This is a genomic window from Nostoc sp. DedQUE05 (genome assembly GCF_034530955.1).
Taxonomy (GTDB): domain Bacteria; phylum Cyanobacteriota; class Cyanobacteriia; order Cyanobacteriales; family Nostocaceae; genus Nostoc.
The window spans coordinates 18,118-38,552 of the sequence record NZ_JAVRCB010000025.1 but is presented as its reverse complement, the minus strand read 5'-3'; the positions used below and the strand labels follow the sequence as shown (position 1 = coordinate 38,552).

Sequence of the window (20,435 nt, the reverse complement as noted above, 5' to 3'; positions counted from 1 at the left end):
ATAAATATACAAATACCAGAATGAAAATCGAAACGTTTTTGCACTAGATTCAAAGCGGATAAAAATCGTTACGACAATAGTATTCCCACAAGAAAGGGTTAAATTCGTAACAGAGGTTCATTCAACGTCTTTACATCAAATAACCCTTTTATATTTCACGCTTTTGCATCCCCCTCATTGCAGCCTTGAGTTTACCGACCAAAGTTTTCATCGCTGATTCTTGTGGTTGGCGCGCTACAGGTTTTTGTTGTCCAAAGCCGTCAAACAATTCGTTGAGCTTAACCGTAAAGCCTAAGTACGCGCCTCCCGCAGAACGTGTGCCAGAAAAATCCTGGTCATCAACTTTCCCAAAAACGTAACCAGCCGAAACGCGCAGATTGGGCGTGAGGTAGTAGCCTGTTTCCAGAACAAAGCCTGTCTCACTGTAGCTAGACTGACTAATTACACGAGCCTCACCCACCAAATCCCAGCTATATCCCAAACGATAGGTAGCGCGTACTTGGGCCAGATTTACTGTGCTAGTACCGGCTAAATCGTTAGCTATGTAAGAGGTACTGTTACGCAAAGCATACTTCCCGTAGAATTCCCATTGCCAGTTAGGAGCGTAAATCGCTTCTAAAGCAAAGGTATGGTCTTGAGAACCCGTACCACTTCCTAACAGGATAGTGTCAGGGATGGTTGATGGATTTTGGCGATATTCATAACGCAATAAAGCATTAAATTTATCGCTATTGGGGTCGCGGTAGGCTAAACCCAGCTTGAGGTTAGCGGTATCTCCCAATCCTGAAAGCTTTTGATTGGAAGAACCGGCTTGTTGATAACGTACTAAAGCTGTGAGAGCCGGAGAAATTTTACCCGCAGCACCTGCGGTAATTACTGTATTACTACCACCAGAAGAAGAACGATGTTCATAACGGACGCTAGCTTGAAACTGCGGATTATCACTGTATTCCAGCCCGACACTGTAGCTATCGCCACCATCAAATCCGATCGCAGATGCAGCTTGACCAAAGGCGTAGGGTTGGGCATATTGTTGACCTGCCAAAGTGCGTCCGAAGAAGTTGCCAAATACGTGTTCGTAAGCAACGTTCAGTCGCAATCCCGAAGCAATAGTCCAACGGTTATTTATCCCAATTGCTCCTTGAGTAGTCATTTCGTTAGCACCACCCAAAATTGAGTAACGACCAGTCAAGGTAGTATCCGATCCGAGTTTGTGTTCGCCGTTGACACTCAAGCTAGTGATGGAATTACCCGAATATTGACCGCTACTGTAATACTGTTGGGCCAGACTGACGTTGACACCAGGAATTACTGCCCAATTCAACCCCAAAATGGTACGGTCTGGGTAAATAGCATTTTTTTGGGAAGATAAGCTGAGTTCATTTTGGGCTTGGAAGGTCAGGTTTTTAGCTAGAGGAACTGAAAAACGCGATCGCAGTTGATCGGAATTACTACTTAGGGTACTGTCGGGGATACGGTCTTCCAGACGACGGTGAATCCAATCCAGATCGATAGTGGCGCTACCCAGACGTTGTTGAATCCCAGCAGAAATCGTTGTCAGTGAATTATTAACCTTACTACCAGGTATCGCCTCATAACGCGGTGCAAATAGTTCTTCAAAAGTGTCTAGGGGTTGGGGAGCAATCCCAAAATTGTCTTCGCGATCGTATTGCGCTCTGACGTTGGTAGTTGAGGTGAGTTTAGCTGTAACCTGCGCTCCATAACGGGTTTGTCCTGGGACAAAACTGATAGTGGCATTATTGGCAAAACCTGTATCAGCAAAGCGATAATAGGCTCGACCTTGAATCCCATTAGCAATCTTTCCTTCAGCTTCTAAACGGTAAGCATCACCTCTAACTTTTCCCAAAACATCAGAATCATTAGTGGAATGAGCATATTCTGCGATTAACTTACCGTTGTCACCCAAAGCAATCAGCGCATCTGCGCCGTAGAGTTGAAAGTCGCGCACCCCGTGATTTTCTTGAATGTAAGTTGCTCCTATCCAACTTTCTTGGTTAAGTTTGCGGGAAAGATTATATTGCAAACGACCAGCATAGATGCTCCCGTCAGAGTCTTCGCTGTCATATTGATAGCTAACAACAATCCGACGCACCAATACTTGTCCGGTTCGATCGATATCGGTACGAAGAATCGGTTCGCGGAATAATAAAGTACCGCGATCGTAGTCGATTTCGTAGTCTGGGCCTCGGTTAAGTTGTTTGCGTTCTAATACAGTCCCAGGACGATTGAGTTCTTCTAACTCGATAAAGACATTTTCACTACCGGCTTGTAGTAGTCTGCGAGAGAGGAAGTAATAGCCACTAGTACCATCGGGAGCAATAGTATCTCGTTGAAACCCTTCTAAGTGGTCGCCATAGAAACCTGTAATTTGTAGATTTCCTAAGTTGTAATTAGCTTTAAAACCGTGGAGTTGACGAGTGATAGAAGTAAATTGCTGCGATCGCCGCGCAAATTCTTCTGTGTTATAGTCACCCCACATCGCATAATCAGGATCGGAGCCGGGGGTACGAGCTGAACGCTCAAAACGCAAAAATACACTGTCAATGGAAGGAGCGACTACATCAACTTTCGAGCTATCGCCGTAGACAGGATAGTTTTGCTCGCTGAATTGGTAAGTTCTAAACAGGCGATTATCGCAGTTGCAATCTTCATTGAGGCTACGAGAACTATTGTATGCGCCTGTAAACAACCATTCCCCGATCGCACCAGTGGCAAATATCGCTGAATGGAAATCTAATTGCGTTCCATTGTTTTTGTCAGGAGGGAGGAAATCACGGAAACTGCCGTAATAATTTGTACCTCTAGCACCCAAACGTAAATCTATGACTCCAGTAACTAAACTCGGACGCAGTGCCGTTTCAAATTGTAGTTGGGTGAAGGCTTCTAAATCATTAGCGATCGCGCGAATTGTGACAGTTTCGGCTTTTAGCTGCGATCGCAACGTCGCTGTAAATTGCCCCGCTTTCGCCTCCACTTGAAATCCGGGTTCATCGGGTTTAAAGTCTTTCCCAATCAACTCCCCAGCAGAGGGTATGAGGGTGACAACAGCATCACGATTCGAGCGATTGCCACTTGCATCGGTGAGTTGACCCCGGATTGTAGCCGTAGAACGCCCATCCGCCGGGATACGAGACTCAACTGTTTCTAAAGTTAATTGCTGTGGCGCTCCCCGCACTGCAACTTGCACTGTTATAGGGGGTTCTGTTCCCCCAACAACCTGTGCAGAAATGGTGTTTGTACCTTCTTTTAACGAGACACCATACCATGTCTGCGTTACTAAATTGGTGGTAGCATCAGTTTCCGTCCGTCCTACTAAAGAAGGGTCTACCAACGCACCATTTACCCGCAATTCTACTTGACTACCAGCAGGAAACTGCACAACCACCGTGCTAGCTTGGACATCTACAACACTGTCAGCCGTCGGAGTCAGGATTTTGATTGCTGTAGAGATAGGGACAGTGGGGGACACAGGAAGATTTTCATTTACTTCTTGTCCCTTTGTCCCCGCGTCCTCTACTCCAGCAATTTTGCGTAAGCCTCTAGGCAAATCTACATAAGTTGCTGGTTGAAATGGTTGTATTTCCGTTGGAGAAACATGAAACAGTGTCTCAGTATCTTTACCTCCGTCGTTCTTGATTCCTACTATTTTGCGTGAGCCACTGGACAAATCGATAGAAGTTTCTGGTTGAAATGGGTCTATTTCTGTTTCACTTGGCTGGATATCTGGAATTTCAGGAGCCGATGCTTTATGAGTTGAGGCAAATTCAAGAGGTGGAGAATCTTGCTCGGAACTTCCCAAGAGATCGGGAGAATTTGAATCTATACTTTTTTCAGCAACTTTATTCCGATCCGCTCGATCTTCAACACCTTTATCGGCTTGCAAATGGGAATCAGGGAAAAGAAGGTTTTCACTAGTGATTTCTGCTTTGACAATTGTCGGGTACAAAACAAGGCAGAGAGCTACTGGCATCGCCCCCATCAATCTCAGGTTAAATGTAGTTATACAGTGCAGTCTGGTTTTCATTTCTTGACTGGCTCCTGAAATGTCGGGGTGACAGCGAAGTTCATGCGTACTAAGCCACCAGGCTCTAAATGCACCAAGCGAGATTGGCTATTTCGTTCGCGGAATTTTTCGTTATGAGCTAGGGTGTAACCCGCTACACTGCTAAGGTCTAGTACACCTGTGTGGTAGCCAGGTAAGGCATTAGCTAAGGAAAACAAACCATTAGGATCTGTAGTGATGCGGTTTCCATCCTCCAGAAAAATCACTGCATTGGGTACTCCAGGTTCACCACGCTGTTGTTCCCCGTCAAAGTTTTTATCAATAAACACCCGACCGATAATCGTGCCACAGTCAGAAACGATCCCTGGACGAATTTTCAATTGGTGGGTTGCTGGGCCATCCTTAGTACTAAAACGGTTATCAGCTCGTTGAGCATTAACGATCGCAGTGTTGCGACCAGTACCACGCAGTGCATCAGCTGTTAATTGAGCAGCGTAGGCAATATTCAAGACTTTTTCTGGGGAAATTGTTACGTCTGTGCGGAATGTCACTGTGTTACCGTTGCGTTCTGAAGCGATCGCGACTGGTTGACCATCCAGCTCTCCCCGCACAGATTTCGGCAAGAATTGGAATCCTAAAGGTAAGTTGTCGGTGACAAATATATTACTCAAACCAGCATCAGCGAGATTTTTTACTGACAGGCGGTAGATTACCGTATCTCCAGGTTCAGCAGTAGCGCGATCGCCTGTTTTGATAATCTGTAACTGATTGGCTTGACACAAATTTGTAGTGAATTCAAAAGCTAATAAATCCAGTCCCACCGTTTCTGCATTGGGAACTAAAACAACTGTTTGCTCTACTCTGGTTTCACCCGTAATACTGATTGGTTGACCATCTAGAGAACTGGCGACATATCGCACAACACCATTACCTTGTGTTCCAGTGTTAGCAAGGATTTCAATCTTGACCCGTCGCTGTTTATAGATAGAATTTGGTGGTGGATTAACTACAAAAATGTAGGTTCTACCTGGAGCGGTTTGACCCTTATTCGGATCGAGTAGGAAATTGTAGACACCCGCAGGGTTATTCGTAACGAAGTAGGGATTACTATTCTCAGTATTCGGCGATTTCCCACCAGGAACGTTGTTATTAGGAATATCTGGTAACTCTGTTCGGGTCAAAGCAACCAAACTGCCCAATTCTGTCCCCGTTGGGTCGCTAGAGTTGGGTTCGTATACCCCAACTGAAAAACCTGTATAGTCAGGTAAAATTGTCCCAGCGCAACCTAAAATCCGTCCTAATGGATCGAGTAAGGGGATAGGACTAACATTAATTTGCTCAGAACTTCCTTGATATTGATCGTTGCTAGCAGAATCTGTATAAGTATAAGTAGCTTGATTTATTAATGGCACAGACGCAACCAGATTGTTAGTCTGTTGCGCGATCGCTGGCATAGATATAGTAGTATGCAAAAAACTTCCCAGAAGAACAGTAGCTGTTAACCGTCGCCACCAGCTACCGCTAGAAGTAATTTGCTTTTGGTTTTGAGGACGGCTCACCTCACACATCTCCTCTGAAATGTCAAGCTTGTTGTTAATAAAAGCACTAATTTATTTGGGGAAATCCAGTTAAGCTAAAACTCTTTTAAAATCTCTTTTCCAGATAGAATCTGAAAATATTTTTGATTGCAGTTCTTTTCCAAGTCAGCAAGGCGGCGTGTTAATCAGCGCACTTGGGTTTGATAAGTTGCCTTGACTGTTGTCTTCGCTGCAAGTGATGGAATCTGCAAACGGATATGAGTGTAAGCAATAGCTGGTGCTGGTTTTGTTTCCACTTTGCCGCCAGGAAGAGTAACTTTAACCGTAGGATTTTCAACAAAGCTACGCCCACCATCAATGCTGTAAATAACTTTGGCATTTTTGGCGACATTGGTAGAATTAAGCACGTAGACCATTCCTTTGGGAATAGGTTGATTAAAAATTAAATTTTTCACTGGGCGATCGCTCTGATTTTCGCCACTCAAGGTATATCGCAATACATCTCCTGGTCGCACCACAACTTGACCTTTCAAAGGTTCCCATTTCTGGCTTTGCTTACCCTGTTGATCTTGTGCCACCACTTGCTTTTCTGCTTCTAAACGCAATTGAATTTGCCCTTGAGTTTTGATATTCTGAGCAACAGCACTTTCTGAATGCCATACATTTGCGATTCCCGGAATTTGTCCGAAAAATGGAACTGTAGTAGTAATGAGAGCGAATGCTCCTAAACCTGCAAGAGAAACACGCTTCATATAAATAACCTCAAAAAACTTTCAGAATGTGAATTGTTGACTTATCTTTCCCAGCTTTTGCTAAGAAAAAGTCACTCTCCTATTTGCTTGCTGTTTGGGGTTGGGGATAAGGTCAAATGGTTCGCAGACTCTTCTGTACCAGAGTCTGCAAACTTCAAAGTCCCCAATCTCAACGAATTAGTTCACCTTGCGCTGGAAGGTAAATGTTCTTTGAATACCCGGTGCGATCGTGCCAGTGACAGTATCTATGTACTTAGCAACATCAGTGTTTGCCGTAGTTCCAGTCTGGTCAATACCAGAGTTAGTAGCTGGATTACCACTGAAAAATTGAATGGTTGCAGTCCCGGAATCCTTAGCTGAACCAACAATGTTGCTAGTATCAATTTGACCGCTGGCATCGTTGTCTAATGCCCAGTTATTTGGGAGTTTCGTACCATCTTCAGTAATTACAACTTTGTTAGCATTCAAAATCACATTCCCAGTTCCAGATTGAGGATCGGAAATATTTGTGTACTGAATTTGATACTCAATAATGTTTCCTGGTGCAGGCTTCTTCGGATCGATACTGAATGTGCCATCATTCCCCTGAACTACAGGCCCAGTTCCTTGTAAAACTCGTGACTGTTTCAGCAGTTTTAGGAAGCCAGTGTACACGCGATCGATAGTAGTGTTGGTTGAATCAAAGATATTATCGTTCCCAGTATCCTTAATTCCATCACCATTAGTATCCGTCGTATAGTTGTCAATCGAAGCAATGATGGGTACTGGAAAGCCTTTATTAATATCAGTGGATAACTGCGTACCTGGAGGTAAATCAACTTCTACACCATAGTTGACACTTGCACCAGGAGCAACGTTGGGGATTGTAATTGCTGTACCAGCAGTTAATGCAAACGCTCCGTTATTGTATGTATAGACAGCAGACTGACTATTATAAGTAATAGTTACCTTCGTATTATTCGGTAAATCTCCTGGAATTGCTGGTGGCGTTGGCTCTAGCTTCAAAACACCTGAGTCAGTACCACTGTTCTTAACTGTATTGGTGAAACCAACTGATTGAGGATCGAGTGTACTACCAGGTGCTGTACCAGCAGGAACGAGAGAAGATTTGTTAGTGAAATCATCGTTGGTTCCACCTGATGGCCCAGTAGCATCTGGGGCATTTTGCGGCCCGTTGAGTAACGCTGAAGCAACAGGTGCTTGCACCGTGAAAACGTTCGCCTCACCACCTGTACCAGTACCAGTGTTGTTATTACCTGCGTCAGTTCCAGTTTCTGGAGATGCTGGAGTATTAATATAGCCATCATCAACGTTGCCGGGTGGTAGAGTATCGGGAATACCATCACCATTGCTATCAGTACCCAGAGGAGGAGTCATACTGCCTGGGGAACCGTTGTAGTTGCTGGGGTTTTGGTCGCCAGATTCGTCGTATACTGGGAAATTGCTACTGGGTGTTTGACCAAACAATTGAGCGATATTAGCGACGGTTAAGGGTGAAGATGCAGTTGATTCAACAGCTAGCTGAATCGAGAAGCCATTTACCGTTGTACCAGGAGCGATGGAAGTAATAGTCGCTGGATTATTGATAAAACCAACGCGAGTGACTGAGGCCAAAGAGGCTGGTGCTGTCGTAGTCCAACTAGCTGTATTAGCATTAGTTGTAACTGGATTAGTGGTGTAGACAGTTTGCCAACCAGGAGGTGCAGTTGGTGCTACTGCTAAATCTGTACCCGCAGGAATTGCATCAGAAACCAAGATATAAGTACCGGCAGCACCATTAACATTGATGCTTGTACCCGTCAAAGCTGAGGGTGTAATTCCCTGTCCTGTGGGATCGTTGGACTCAACTCGCAAACTCAAATCGTAGGTCAATTTATCATCTGTAATCGCAGTTGTGCCAGCATTGTTATAACCACTGCGAATCTTCAGAATGGTGGCTAAAGCATAGGTCTTCACCGTTAAACCAACCTTAATTTGCTCGGTGGCGCTAGCTTCCCGTGTACCATTAACTGGTGTGCCAGATACCTCACCAGTACTACCATCGGGGTTATCTACGGTGAATACGTCACCACCATCAGGACTCCGCAGTTGGTTTTGGGCATCACCTGGAGTATTACCAAGAGTAACGGTAATGACATCATTGGTTTGAGCGCCAGCTTGTACAGTTACTGGCACACGTACTAACACAGTACCGTTAACCGGAATAGAAGGTGTGTCTACGCCACCTTGAGGAACGTTTATCCAAGTTTGACCACCATCAGTGCTATATTGCAGGCTATTAACTGTACCACCATTTGGTAATGTGCCCGAAACTGTACCCGGCCCAGTTGTTGTCGCTTGGTTGGGAATGTGGAATTTGGTGGGGTCATTACCTACGTTGGTTAAGGTGTAGGTGTAGATTAGTAAGTCGCCAACTGCAACATTACCGCCATTGTTATCTGTAACTCCAGACCCTGTAACGGTGATTCCAGCAACCTCTGCTACAGTGACAACGACAGTGTTAGAAGTGGCATTTATAGTTGTCCCTGGACTGTTAGGATCTTCGTAGGTTGCTGTTGCAGTGTTACTGATAGATGTACCCGCAGTCGTTCCGTCAGCTAATACGGGTGCGAGAAATTGGAAAAGGCTACCAGTTAATAATGCTGTTGCTACTAGAAATTGGTAAAGTTTACGCTGCTTATTTACGGATTGATTTCGATTTACCATATAAGTAGTTTGTTTGCTGAACTTGTATCTCGGATTTTGAAACAGGATAAAGTTCGGCAATTCCCTTTAAAGAATTACCGATTATGGCTGCCCAAAACGTTAAAGTTTTGGGAATGCATATTTAAGGAGTTAAATTATTGACACTCCTGGGAAATTATATTGAGACAATAACCAGAAATAACTTGTCTAGTGGTTTTACGCTTACCCTTGAGAATCAAGACTGGCAATCGCAAATATGTGTAATTTATTACTGTATTTTGCTTAGTTAGAGATGTAAATAGCAATGTAGCTTTTAAAGCAAAAAAAATCTTCCGTATAAATAAGTAACTTCTTGAGCTATGAATGAGTGCATCAAAGCTGAAAAATTAACTTTATTTTGGCAACACACATAGCAATTTTAGTGGCTTGATTCAGATGCTAAAAACACTAAAACTTATATATAAAAATGTTTTTGAGTCTTTGTTATCAGAAATATATACTGCCCTGGAGAGTCATTTAGATAAAAAAAATTGAAAATTAACTAAGCGTTCTAGATCGCTTAAATAGGATAGCAATTTCAACAAATGCAATTTTATCACAAAAAAATGCAATTTTATCATAGTATTTTTCAGTGTTAATGCTGGATAATGAAAGCCATTTTATTTTTTCATAACATTAACAATGTACGTGTAAATACTATAAATGGAGATTACTAGTATTAAAGTTTTACAAGAATCAATCCTATCAATACCAGACATATCCGATATTTTTAGTCGGGTATGTTTGACTGGTATTTTTGCTCGTGTTAATATCAGGCGACAAGTGACAGACAAACAGGGAAAGCTAGTTTATGACTCAGGCAATCAAAACCCAAACCCAAACCCAAACCAGCACTGCCTACTTTCAAGCCTTGAAGTGTAAAGAATGTGGTGCAGAATATGAACTCAAAGCCAGTAATGTTTGTGAGTTATGTTTTGGCCCTTTAGAAGTTAAATATGACTACAACGCCCTACGTCTGACTGTCACTCGTGAAACAATTCAAGCTGGGCCTAATTCAATTTGGCGCTACCGCCCCTTTTTGCCTGTCGCAACTGACAATGTTATAGATGTGGGAACTGGTATGACTCCCCTAGTTCGTTCTCACCGTCTTGCCCGTCGCCTGGGTCTAAATAAGCTTTATATAAAAAATGATGCCGTGAATATGCCCACCCTGAGCTTTAAGGATCGGGTGGTGTCAGTCGCTCTATCCAGAGCGCGGGAGTTAGGTTTCACTACTGTTTCTTGCGCTAGCACTGGTAATTTAGCAAATTCTACAGCTGCGATCGCAGCTCATGCCGGTTTAGACTGCTGTGTGTTCATCCCCGCAGATTTAGAAGCCGGTAAAATTCTCGGTAGCTTGATTTACAGTCCCACCCTCATGGCCGTCAAAGGCAACTACGATCAAGTCAATCGTCTCTGTTCGGAAGTTGCAAACACACATGGCTGGGGTTTTGTCAATATTAATCTGCGTCCTTATTACTCTGAAGGTTCTAAGACGCTAGGTTTTGAAGTTGCGGAACAACTAGGATGGGAATTACCCGATCATGTAGTTGCTCCTTTGGCATCTGGTTCACTCTTTACAAAAATTTATAAAGGGTTCCAAGAATTTGTCGAAGTTGGTTTAGTAGAAAACAAGAGCGTCCGTTTCAGTGGTGCTCAAGCTGAAGGTTGTTCGCCCATCGCCCAAGCCTTCAAAGAAGGACGCGACTTTATTAAACCAGTTAAACCGAATACAATTGCGAAATCGCTAGCAATAGGCAATCCAGCAGACGGTATTTATGCTGTGGAGCTAGCTCAGAAAACTGGTGGTAACATTGAATCAGTCAATGATGCCGAAATTATTGATGGCATCAAGTTGCTGGCAGAAACCGAAGGCATCTTCACAGAAACGGCTGGTGGTACAACCGTGGCCGTGCTGAAAAAACTGGTAGAAGCTGGCAAAATCGATCCAGATGAAACTACCGTGATTTACATCACAGGCAATGGTTTGAAAACCCAAGAAGCAGTCCAAGGCTACGTTGGTGAACCCTTGACTATTGATGCGAAACTCGATAGTTTTGAACGTGCGTTAGAGCGATCGCGTACTCTCGATCGCTTGGAATGGCAACAAGTTCTCGTTTAGTTAGGAGTTATGAGTTATGAGTTTTTTATTCATGACTACCTAACTCTTAAATTATACTCCTCACTTTTAACTCTTCACTTTGTACTTCTATGGCTGTAACAGTTTTAGTTCCTACAACTCTTCAGAATTTGACTAATAATCAAGCTAGTTTAGAATCCAACGGTAGCACCATTGCTGAATTGTTGGACTCCTTAGAACAAAGCTTTCCTGGTATTAAATCTCGGTTGTGCGATGAAGAAGGCAAACTACGTCGGTTTGTAAATTTTTACGTTGATAGCGAAGATATTCGCCATTTAGATGGTATTAACACAGCCTTGAAAGATGGTGATGAAGTCAGTATTGTTCCTGCTGTTGCTGGTGGTTAATCCTGAAAACATCTACTTTGATTTAGCAAATGAATACATTTAGGCTTGCCGCTAATGGCAGGCTTATTTTTATTGGTTTAAAATTCAGTATATCGAAAACTTTTGTAAATGACTTTAACAGCAACTATAAAAAAATTCCTGGGAATTTTTAGCTTTTGACTGACCTACTCTAGAACTCAAAATAAGAGGAGTCTGTACAGAGATCGTTTAAATTCACATTAGATTCTCAACAATCCTCCACCAGAGATCACCAAAGCATAATCTTGTTGCTCCTGTTGAACCTCAGCAATAACCTCAATTCTCCACTCACCAATCTCAGGAGTTTCAACAATAATCCCTTCTACGTTATTAACTGTATCTGGTATGCCCTCACCTTCAAAATCATTACCAAGGAGATATTTGCTGGTAGGACGGTAGAGAATTAAGTTTAAATTATTAATTAAATCTTCTCCTGGGTAGTCAGTGTAAACAAGAGTTACTTTTAAGGGAACCTGACTATCAGAAATTTGTAGCTTATACTCAGCTTTCTCACCTGTTTTTAGACCATTCGCTTCATCAATAAAAAGTACTTGCGTCGGTTCTGCTGGATTTAAAACTTGTTGCAGCTTGATCCTTCCCCACCCTTGCTCATTATCAGCGAAAGGTTGAGACGATGGATGGGCAAAGCGGTAGTTAATATAAGTTGCAGAATGAATTAGTGCAGCTTTGATTAGAGCAGCGCTTGGATTAATAATAGACGGCTGATGCCTCTCTCGCAGATATTGCCTCACCAATGCTGCACATCCAGCGACCATAGGAGTTGCCATTGAGGTTCCTCCCATGTACATGTAATGCTCTTTAGCAGAAGGATAAGCTCCCCAAGCAAAATGATTGCTGGCAATCTGAGAGGATCGAGTCGACAGGATAAATGTACCAGGAGCAATTACATCAGGGTGTCGGCGACCATTTTGACATGGCCCACGGCTACTAAAAGCTGCAATATCGTCTATTGAATCAACCATGCCATCAGATTTGAAGGGAAGATGAGGAAAATCGTCTGGCCACCAATTGCCATAAGCATCAGAAAATTGTCCACTACGATTATTTTCAGATGCTCCAACAGTCAAACAATTTTTAGCTGTTCCTGGAGAACTAACACTTCCTTGTTCTATTGCTGGTGTACCTGAAGAACGATGTTTGCCATCATTTCCAGCAGCTACCAGCACCAAAAAATTTTTGTGTTCCCAAACAAATAGATCCAGATCGTTACATCTGTTATCATAGCTTCCTGGTTCGCCCCCACCCCATGAATTTGAATGAATTCTTGCACCTTTCTCATAAGCATCCTCAAATAGTTGTTTGAGGTCGTCAGGAATACCGAATAACCCAGACTTAGGGGGATTCTGATGATAGAAATTTAGCCATAAGAGTTGACCTTCAAGATTCCACTTGGGTGTTTGCTCAATTGCTTGGAAAATCAATTGAGCATCTGTAGCCATACCAGCAGGAATAGAAGAAATCCCTAACTTTTTTGCTTGCTCTCCGTTTCCCAATGCAGTCCCAGCTACGTGAGTTCCATGTCCTGAATATGTATCAGATGCTCCGTCGTCAGCTCCAGGATTGAGAATATAGGAATTTAGAGATGATTGTATTGGGTAACTATTAATCCAATTAACTCTTTCACGAAAATCAAGATGAAGTGTTTCAGATTCTCCTGTATCTAATCCTGTATCGGCAATAGCAATTATCTCTCCTTTTCCAGTCAAACCAAGCGTTGGCCTAGGATTAGAGGGTATAATACCTTTGGCAATTACATGACAAGCTTCTTCGTTGAACAATTTTGGGATGACTTTTTCTTCTAAGGATTTTAATCCTATTTGATTAGCAATGATTTTCAGGGAATCTATTGCATTATTATCTGAACTAAGATCGAGTACCAGCTTAGTTGTTCCAGGTTGATCGGCAACGCGAATTCCTTGAGACTCTAAATTTTGAGCAGCAAGATCGCGATCTTCTTGAATAAAAAAATTGGCAATTAAGATACCTGGAAGAGGAGTGCCTCGATTTTGAGAACTAGGACGGTTTTGGGCTGCTTTTAATCTAGCTGTTGCGATCGCCTCTTTTGTAGCTGATTGACCTAGATTTTGAAGATATTGGGGTTGAACACGAATTTTCGGGACATAGGGTGTGACTTGAGAAACTTCCTCAAAGCTCCTGATGTGGTTAATAATATCTTCACTGGGAACAGACACGACAATTTCTAGTCGGCTTAAAGGCTGCAAAATCTTTGCACCTATCTCTTCTATTTTTTGCTTCCAGCTTTCGAGGACTGGATTCTTAAACCGCACTACTTGATCTCTCATATTGGAATATCCGGGGCTAGGGTTAGATCCTTCAGAAAACTTCAATCGCTCTACAGGAAAGAACGGCTTGATATTATTAATCGCCACCATCGAAGCTGAAATAATTGTGAATGCTGGATAGCTCTTAACAATTCGGACGTTTTGAAAACGTTCTAGCTCATTTTTAGAGCATAAAACTCGGTATTTTCCCTCCTTCCCCCAAAGTCTTTCTTCAATTCTTTGGCGAGCATACTTAAGTAAGTGCTGAATTTGGGGAGAATTATAGGGTAAATTTCCTTTTAATTTCTGTAGTTTATCTAACTCTACTTCTCCTCCCTGTTCAGCTGTCCACATAATAGCAGCCTGAAATTCCTGCTCATCAGTAGGGGTTATGAGAAGTGTTAATCTCCAGATTCTTTCACCCTTATTGCGTAAATCATGCAACTCACCAATGAGTTTTTCATTATTGCTGAAGTCAATCTTATTACTTAATTTTTCAAATGATTGGATATTCGATTCTACTAATGTCCCAATTCTATATATCAAATCTTTTTGTTCGCCGTCAGGAGGAAGTTGTCCAAGATCCTTTATTTTTTCAACCATTTCTTCAAGAACGCTGATATTTTTTTTGAAAGGCTCAAAATCACTGACAAGATCCTTTATTTTTTCAACTGTTTCTTCAATATCGCTAATATTTTCTTCAATATCGCTGATATTTTTTTCCAAAGGCTCAAAATCACTGAGTTGAGGGCTAATACCTTTGCTTAATTCTCCAATTGATTCAATTTTTTTAACTGGCTCCAACTCAACTTGTTTAATTAAACTTTTATTTCCACTTGCTTCAAGATCCGATTGAATTTTCTGAAGCTGATTTTTTGATTCTCTTTTAAAATTGCTGACACCTTCAATAAACATACTCAGAGTTCCCATTTTTTAATTTTCCTTTTCAACTTAATTTTTACTAACTGATAATGTTATACTTATAGGACTTACGTACTTCTGACGAAAAACCAAGCGTTGACGATTACTTTGCATCGTTCGTAATGACGTAAAATTATCGTCCGTGTGTCAGTCCTTATTTATTGAATATTTAGTATCTTTCTGACTTCTTTTTCAAGCTCAAAAGGGAGAAAATTATCTTTTTGAAAAAACAAAACATTGCTACCTCTACTGATTTTCTCTGCTAACTTTTCGTCAGAGACATTAGTAAATATTATGATTGGCAGAGAAGGATTTTGTTCTCTTATATTGTGATAGAAGGCAATCCCTGTTCTTAAACCATAATCTGTCTGAGTCTCATCAAAACTCTTTCCCGTTGGCATCATAATGTCTAAGATAAGAAGTTTGATTTGTGTCCGGTTCTCGGCGAAAAATTCTAAAGCAGAGTCTACATCGGACTTAAATTCAACCTTGTGTCCAGACAAAACTAAATCCTGAACATAACTATCCATTCTTCTTTTTTCATCATCAATGAAAAGAATCATTTGGAGCATCCTTAAATATTTTTGGTAGAATCAAATGAAACTCAGTTGGTTTAGAGTTATTGACTAACCTTAAACTTCCTCCTAATTGCTGGATAATCGCTATAGAAATGCTTAATCCTAATCCTGATCCTCCTACTTTCTTAATTGCGTCCAAAGAGCGAAATCCTTCTTCAAATATCTTATCTGCATCCTCTTCCGCAACTCCAATTCCCCAATCTTTGAATTTAATCATAAGGTTTTCTTTATACTCACTTGCTTCTAATAATATTTTGAATTGCTCTGGATCTTTTTCAGCATATTTAATTGCATTTATCAAGAGATTATAAATTACTTGATTTAGCATCACCTTATCTGTGAATATTGCCATTCTCGCAGCTTCACCAAATTCATATCTTACACCCTTTACATGTAAACCATACTCATTTAAAATAGGTTTAAGCTGGTTAACTGTTTTAACAACAATATCTCGAAAAACAATAACTGATTCAAATTTAGGCTTTTCGGAGTAACTCCTACCCAAAAAGTATTCAATTTGTCTAATTTGATAAAGAAGTAAATCACAATCAGTTAGTATATCTTCAAATTTTATTGCAATAGTACTAGGAGCTAAATTTATATCACTGAAGCGTCTCTGAAGAAAGCTAGCATGGCTTCTTATACCTACAACTGGAGATTTTAGCTCATGGGTAATTCTGTCAATCAGCCCTGATTTTCTACGTTCAATAGCATGAACTGCATGTTCAACAAACCCCTTCAGTATTTGAACGTCTTGCTCATAAATATACTGTCTATATTCTCTTTTGTAACCAGCTTCAACAGTCCCTATAACTAAGTTATTTAAAGGCTCAATCATTGGAATGAAGACTCTGATAAGATCCTTATGTCCAAACTTCTTAAATATTTCTTGATCTAGTCCTGGATCATCGTTATCAGGTACTTTAATTTGTTTATTTCGTATAATATTGGCTTGAATATCGTTACTATCTAGATTATGTAATGCCATTTTTTGAAAATCTTCTTTTTGATCTTTTGGAAGCCCAAATATAGAATGAGATATAATACTAGTTCGATCGGAATTAATTAGAGAAATATTAACCCAAGTGAATTCAAGAATTTCAGTAATACCTTTGACGACAATTTTTATAATTTCATCAAAATTTTGAGCTTTAGTAATTTCCCTTTCAATTTCTCGAATAGTTACCAATTTATTATAAAAATCAATTCTTTCAAGGCGTAAAGCTGTATGTCGTGCTAATAATAAGAGACGCTCTTGATATATCTCAGGAAAATTATTAACTTTTGAACTTTCAATGTTTAATATGCCAATCCACTTAGAACCTGCTTTGACGTCTAAATTTTCTCTAATTGGCACTTTATCTATTAATATAGGAACAGATATCTGAGATCGTGTATCTGGCCAATGTCGATGATAAGTTTTTGACCATTCATCACTCAGAACATCATTAGCTATAATTGGTTTTCCTTCGATGAGTGCTTTGCTAGCAATACCTGTGCCAAATTCAATCTCTGAAGTATTATTTTCCTCTACTGACTCCAGTTTGCCATTCTGATGGTTTAAACGACCAATCCATATTCGTGGCTTCGAGCCTACCAGCTTCAATGCTCCTTTTCTTAATAGGCTCCAAACTTGATCAGTTTCAGAAGTCGCTGTCATCTCAAGCATAATAGCTGTCAGATTCTGAAGTTTTTCCCTATCGTCAAAAATTTCCTTTTTGTCTTCGATAAATTCTTTTTTTTGAATACATAAAGAAGCAAAATTTGCCAGTATCTTAAATAAATCTTTTTCCTGCTTATTGAACTGTCGAGTGTCTTTTGTAAATACATCAATAATCCCAACAATTCTTGTTTCAATCTTTAATGGAATAGTTAGAAAAGAGATCCACTGTCTTTTGTTGAGTTCATCAATATCAGCCAACCTAAAAGTTGCTTCATTTACATTGAGCAAAGACAAGACTTTATCTCTATTAAAAATATACTGTACTCCTGGATGTCCCAAATCCATCTCAATTCTCTTGTACTTATCATCCACTTCTCCATAAGTAGCAATCACTTTAAACTTTGGCTTATTCTGTTCTTTGTTCCAGATAATGCATATCGGAACAGACAAAAGATCACAAACTTTCTCAGGAAGGACTTGAATCAATTCATCAGCAGAGGCTGAAATTAAGCTTTGTGACAAATCATTTAAAGCTCTCAGTGTTTTGCTATAAAAATTATTAGAATACTTCTTATCTTTGATGCTTGTCATTACCTTTTTTCCATTAGGAATTTATTTTTAGAGTGCATTCAAGTTTTTATGCATAAAATCAACAACCCGAAAATCATTCTTGAACAAAGATAAGACGTATGTATTACAGTTTATGTACCTATTCTACCTAATAAAATTTATACTAAAGAGCTTAAACATATTATCGAAAAATCAAGTTTGTAGGCACATTTACTCAAAAAATTAGGCATTTTTAGAATAGTGGCATAGGTTTATATAACTATAATGGAATGTAGGTACTTTACAACCAAGTAAGCCCAATTAGCGCTGCTTGCTCTACAAATAACATTGCAGCTACACCCTCATCAGTAACCTCAGCCATCTAACTATTTATTATGCGAAAACTTTTCGTATATTAAACTCAGCTATCCAAACAGAAAAATGTTTACAGGCATTTTAAGGCATTTTAATCATAAATATCAATATTTTTCGGGATTTTGACTAGATTCAAGGCTATGTTTTCTTTCATAATCAACGCCATCCAAGGGCAGAGTAAGTGCCGAAATAGATGCATTTTTAACGGATTAGTCAACCAAAAAGTTGCTGCTTCTACTCACTATCAGGCTTTAAATACAATTCTTTTTCTCTACAAAGAGGTAATAAAACAAGATTTAAATTTAAAGATTGATATAGTAAATGTCAAAAAATATAAGTTTTTACTAAAATTTATTACAAAAAAATAAGTTTTAGCAATACCTGACGAACTCTCCCGCTTATTGCGACTCTTTAGGCGATCGCTTAACCCTATTTTGTCACTCTAGCAGAGGAAAAGTAGAAATCAGGGTGAGTCAGGAAAATAAAAATTGAACTGGTGAGGTTATAAATAATAGATTGAAGTTTAGAAAAACTCAAGGACAATTGTGGAATAGGAAATAACTGTTAATACCATGATAAGCCGCAGAAGCTTCTTATTATGTGAAACTGAAATTAAAAACTAAAAGTACTCCGCAAAATGCCGATAGTAACTGAGTCACTATCTGGTGTATTACCAGGCTGGATAAGATGAATTATTCCTGGTGTAATGCTGATATTATCTGTTAATTGAAAACGATAAAATGCCTCAATTTGAGTAGTTGTGCCTGGTTGTCCACCTGCTCGTCCTAAACCTGTATTGATAAAATCAGGGACATTATTTCCTACAGGTAAGTCACTACTAGTGATTTTAGGAGGTTGACCGACATAAATTCCTCCTAAATTTCCTTTCTTCAATAAATCAGGGAAATTCAGAAACACCATATAATTTGTCGTTTCTACACTTCCTGATTGCCCAGGAATATAAGATTTAGTATAACCACCCCACGCGCCTGCACTAATACGGGGAGAAATTTGCCAAGTGAGAGTCGCACCCACAGCGTTAGTTTGTAGCGGTGCTGATTTTCCAGTAGTGGTATTAACTGTAGTTAAGCATTCATCACCAACAAAGGTTAGCAAACAACCATCTGAAGCGTAATTATTAACGTAATATAAACTTAAATCTAGAGTATCGGTTGGTGTCAGCAGTAATTGTACACCTGTTGTAGTGGTTCCATCAAATAAACCGCTACCTTTACCAGGATTTCCTGGTTGATAACTAGTATAAATTGCTTGCAAACTAGCGCGTTTAGCAAATTGCCAATCAATAGCTATACCACCGTGACCATATCCCATATTTAAAATTGGGTTTCTTTGGGCAAAATAAGATAATGGCCCTGTTGCAGCACTTTCTACCCGATTGGGGCCTCGGAAAGCAGCTGGCATACTTACGCCCTCTGTTCCTACCATTACTGCTAATTTATCTGTCACCAGCCAATGAAAATTGAGGTCACTTACAATCAAATTATCTGTAGGAAATTCGTAGCCAAGTAAAACATCATTCCGAGAAACACTATTGGTAAATCTAGGGCCACTAGTACCGTTACCATCTAAAAGACCTGTAAACAAGTAACTGCTAGGAGTGATTTGACTAGTTAAATACAGTTGCGCCAAGGATATAACATCAATATTTGTCCCTCTATCATCTGTATCTTTTTGTCCATCTCTAGGATTAACATCACCACGATTATTAGTCCGTCCTTGAATGCCAACTATCAGTAGTCCACTGAGTTTAGTTGTTGTTGAGAATTGGTTGGCTTCGATTTCAGCAGTTTTGGCTTCTAAATTATCGACACGACCCCGCAAAGTTGCTAATTCAGGGGCAAATTCTAACTGCAATTTTTGTAATATTGCTAAATCTTCACGAGTAACTAAATCACTGGTGGCTGTAGTGATTAATTCGTTGACTCTATCTAAACAAGCGTTTACACCCGCAGCAAATTCATATCGAGTTAAGGCGCGATTACCGCGATAGCTGCTATCTGGATAGCCGGCTATACAACCATAACGTTCTACTAAAGACTGCAAGGCTTGGAATGCCCAATCGTTGGGTTGTACGTCCTTGAGTTGAGATACCGATGTAACTTGCGCCATCGGTTCTTTTGGAGAGAGGGAGGGGGATGAGGAAATAATATTATCGTCCTTGACTCCTATCTCCTGAGTAGTTTCTGGATTGATGTACTCTTGTGCTAATGCTTTTTGTGCAACTCCATTTACTCCCGCAATTAGTAACGATGCGAGCATCCAGGTTTTGCGATAACTGCGGCTAATAAGTCTACCTTTCAATTTTTTACACTCTGCTCACATACTTAAGTGAAGAGTGTATTCGCGATTATCTAGGGTTCACATGGGGACATTTACGGATTTTGTCCCAAATTAGACTTAATGCTTCTGGGCAACTTTTGAAAGGGCGAGTATAACAGGGTATTGGGTATTGGGGACTGGTTACTGGGGACTGGGTACTGGG

Annotated in this window: 10 protein-coding genes; 2 read left to right on the top strand and 8 right to left on the bottom strand. The window is 40.4% G+C overall.

Translation table 11 applies throughout. From position 1 onward, the window contains the following. Positions 1-148: 148 nt before the first annotated feature. The 4 genes from RMZ42_RS19070 to RMZ42_RS19055 all read right to left on the bottom strand — a co-directional run bounded on the left by RMZ42_RS19070 (position 149) and on the right by RMZ42_RS19055 (position 9,020). Positions 149-4,045: a TonB-dependent receptor gene (locus RMZ42_RS19070; RefSeq protein ID WP_322672867.1), complete on the bottom strand. Its 3,897-nt coding sequence runs from the start codon at positions 4,043-4,045 to the stop codon at positions 149-151. Beyond that, complete coding sequence (locus tag RMZ42_RS19065; protein ID WP_322672866.1) at positions 4,042-5,592, bottom strand: hypothetical protein; 1,551 nt, start codon at positions 5,590-5,592, stop codon at positions 4,042-4,044. Before RMZ42_RS19065 ends, RMZ42_RS19070 begins: the two co-directional genes overlap by 4 nt. Positions 5,593-5,747: 155 nt before the next feature. Then, entirely contained in the window at positions 5,748-6,314 is a 567-nt protein-coding gene (locus tag RMZ42_RS19060; RefSeq protein ID WP_322672865.1) for a hypothetical protein, read from the bottom strand. Between the two features lie 177 nt (positions 6,315-6,491). Further along, positions 6,492-9,020: a hypothetical protein gene (locus RMZ42_RS19055; RefSeq protein WP_322672864.1), complete on the bottom strand. Its 2,529-nt coding sequence runs from the start codon at positions 9,018-9,020 to the stop codon at positions 6,492-6,494. A gap of 829 nt (positions 9,021-9,849) precedes the next feature. Between RMZ42_RS19055 and thrC the strand changes: the two genes are divergently transcribed. Then, positions 9,850-11,160 (top strand): threonine synthase, encoded by a 1,311-nt coding sequence (gene thrC / locus RMZ42_RS19050; RefSeq protein WP_322672863.1) that lies wholly within the window; start codon positions 9,850-9,852, stop codon positions 11,158-11,160. A gap of 89 nt (positions 11,161-11,249) precedes the next feature. After that, positions 11,250-11,525, top strand: coding sequence for a ubiquitin-like small modifier protein 1 (locus RMZ42_RS19045; protein ID WP_322672862.1), 276 nt, complete (start codon positions 11,250-11,252; stop codon positions 11,523-11,525). A 218-nt stretch (positions 11,526-11,743) separates the two neighbouring features. Here RMZ42_RS19045 and RMZ42_RS19040 read toward each other — a convergent pair whose 3' ends face one another. The 4 genes from RMZ42_RS19040 to RMZ42_RS19025 all read right to left on the bottom strand — a co-directional run bounded on the left by RMZ42_RS19040 (position 11,744) and on the right by RMZ42_RS19025 (position 20,212). Further along, on the bottom strand, positions 11,744-14,776 hold the full coding sequence (locus tag RMZ42_RS19040) for a S8 family serine peptidase (protein ID WP_322672861.1): 3,033 nt from the start codon (positions 14,774-14,776) through the stop codon (positions 11,744-11,746). A 149-nt stretch (positions 14,777-14,925) separates the two neighbouring features. Continuing rightward, entirely contained in the window at positions 14,926-15,330 is a 405-nt protein-coding gene (locus RMZ42_RS19035) for a response regulator (protein ID WP_322672860.1), read from the bottom strand. Further along, the gene (locus RMZ42_RS19030) at positions 15,314-17,599 is read right to left on the bottom strand and encodes a GAF domain-containing sensor histidine kinase (RefSeq protein ID WP_322672859.1); all 2,286 of its coding nucleotides are present in this window, start codon (positions 17,597-17,599) and stop codon (positions 15,314-15,316) included. The genes RMZ42_RS19035 and RMZ42_RS19030 overlap by 17 nt, the downstream gene beginning before the upstream one ends. Positions 17,600-18,544: 945 nt before the next feature. After that, entirely contained in the window at positions 18,545-20,212 is a 1,668-nt protein-coding gene (locus RMZ42_RS19025; protein WP_322672858.1) for an iron uptake porin, read from the bottom strand. Between the last annotated feature and the right edge of the window lie 223 nt (positions 20,213-20,435).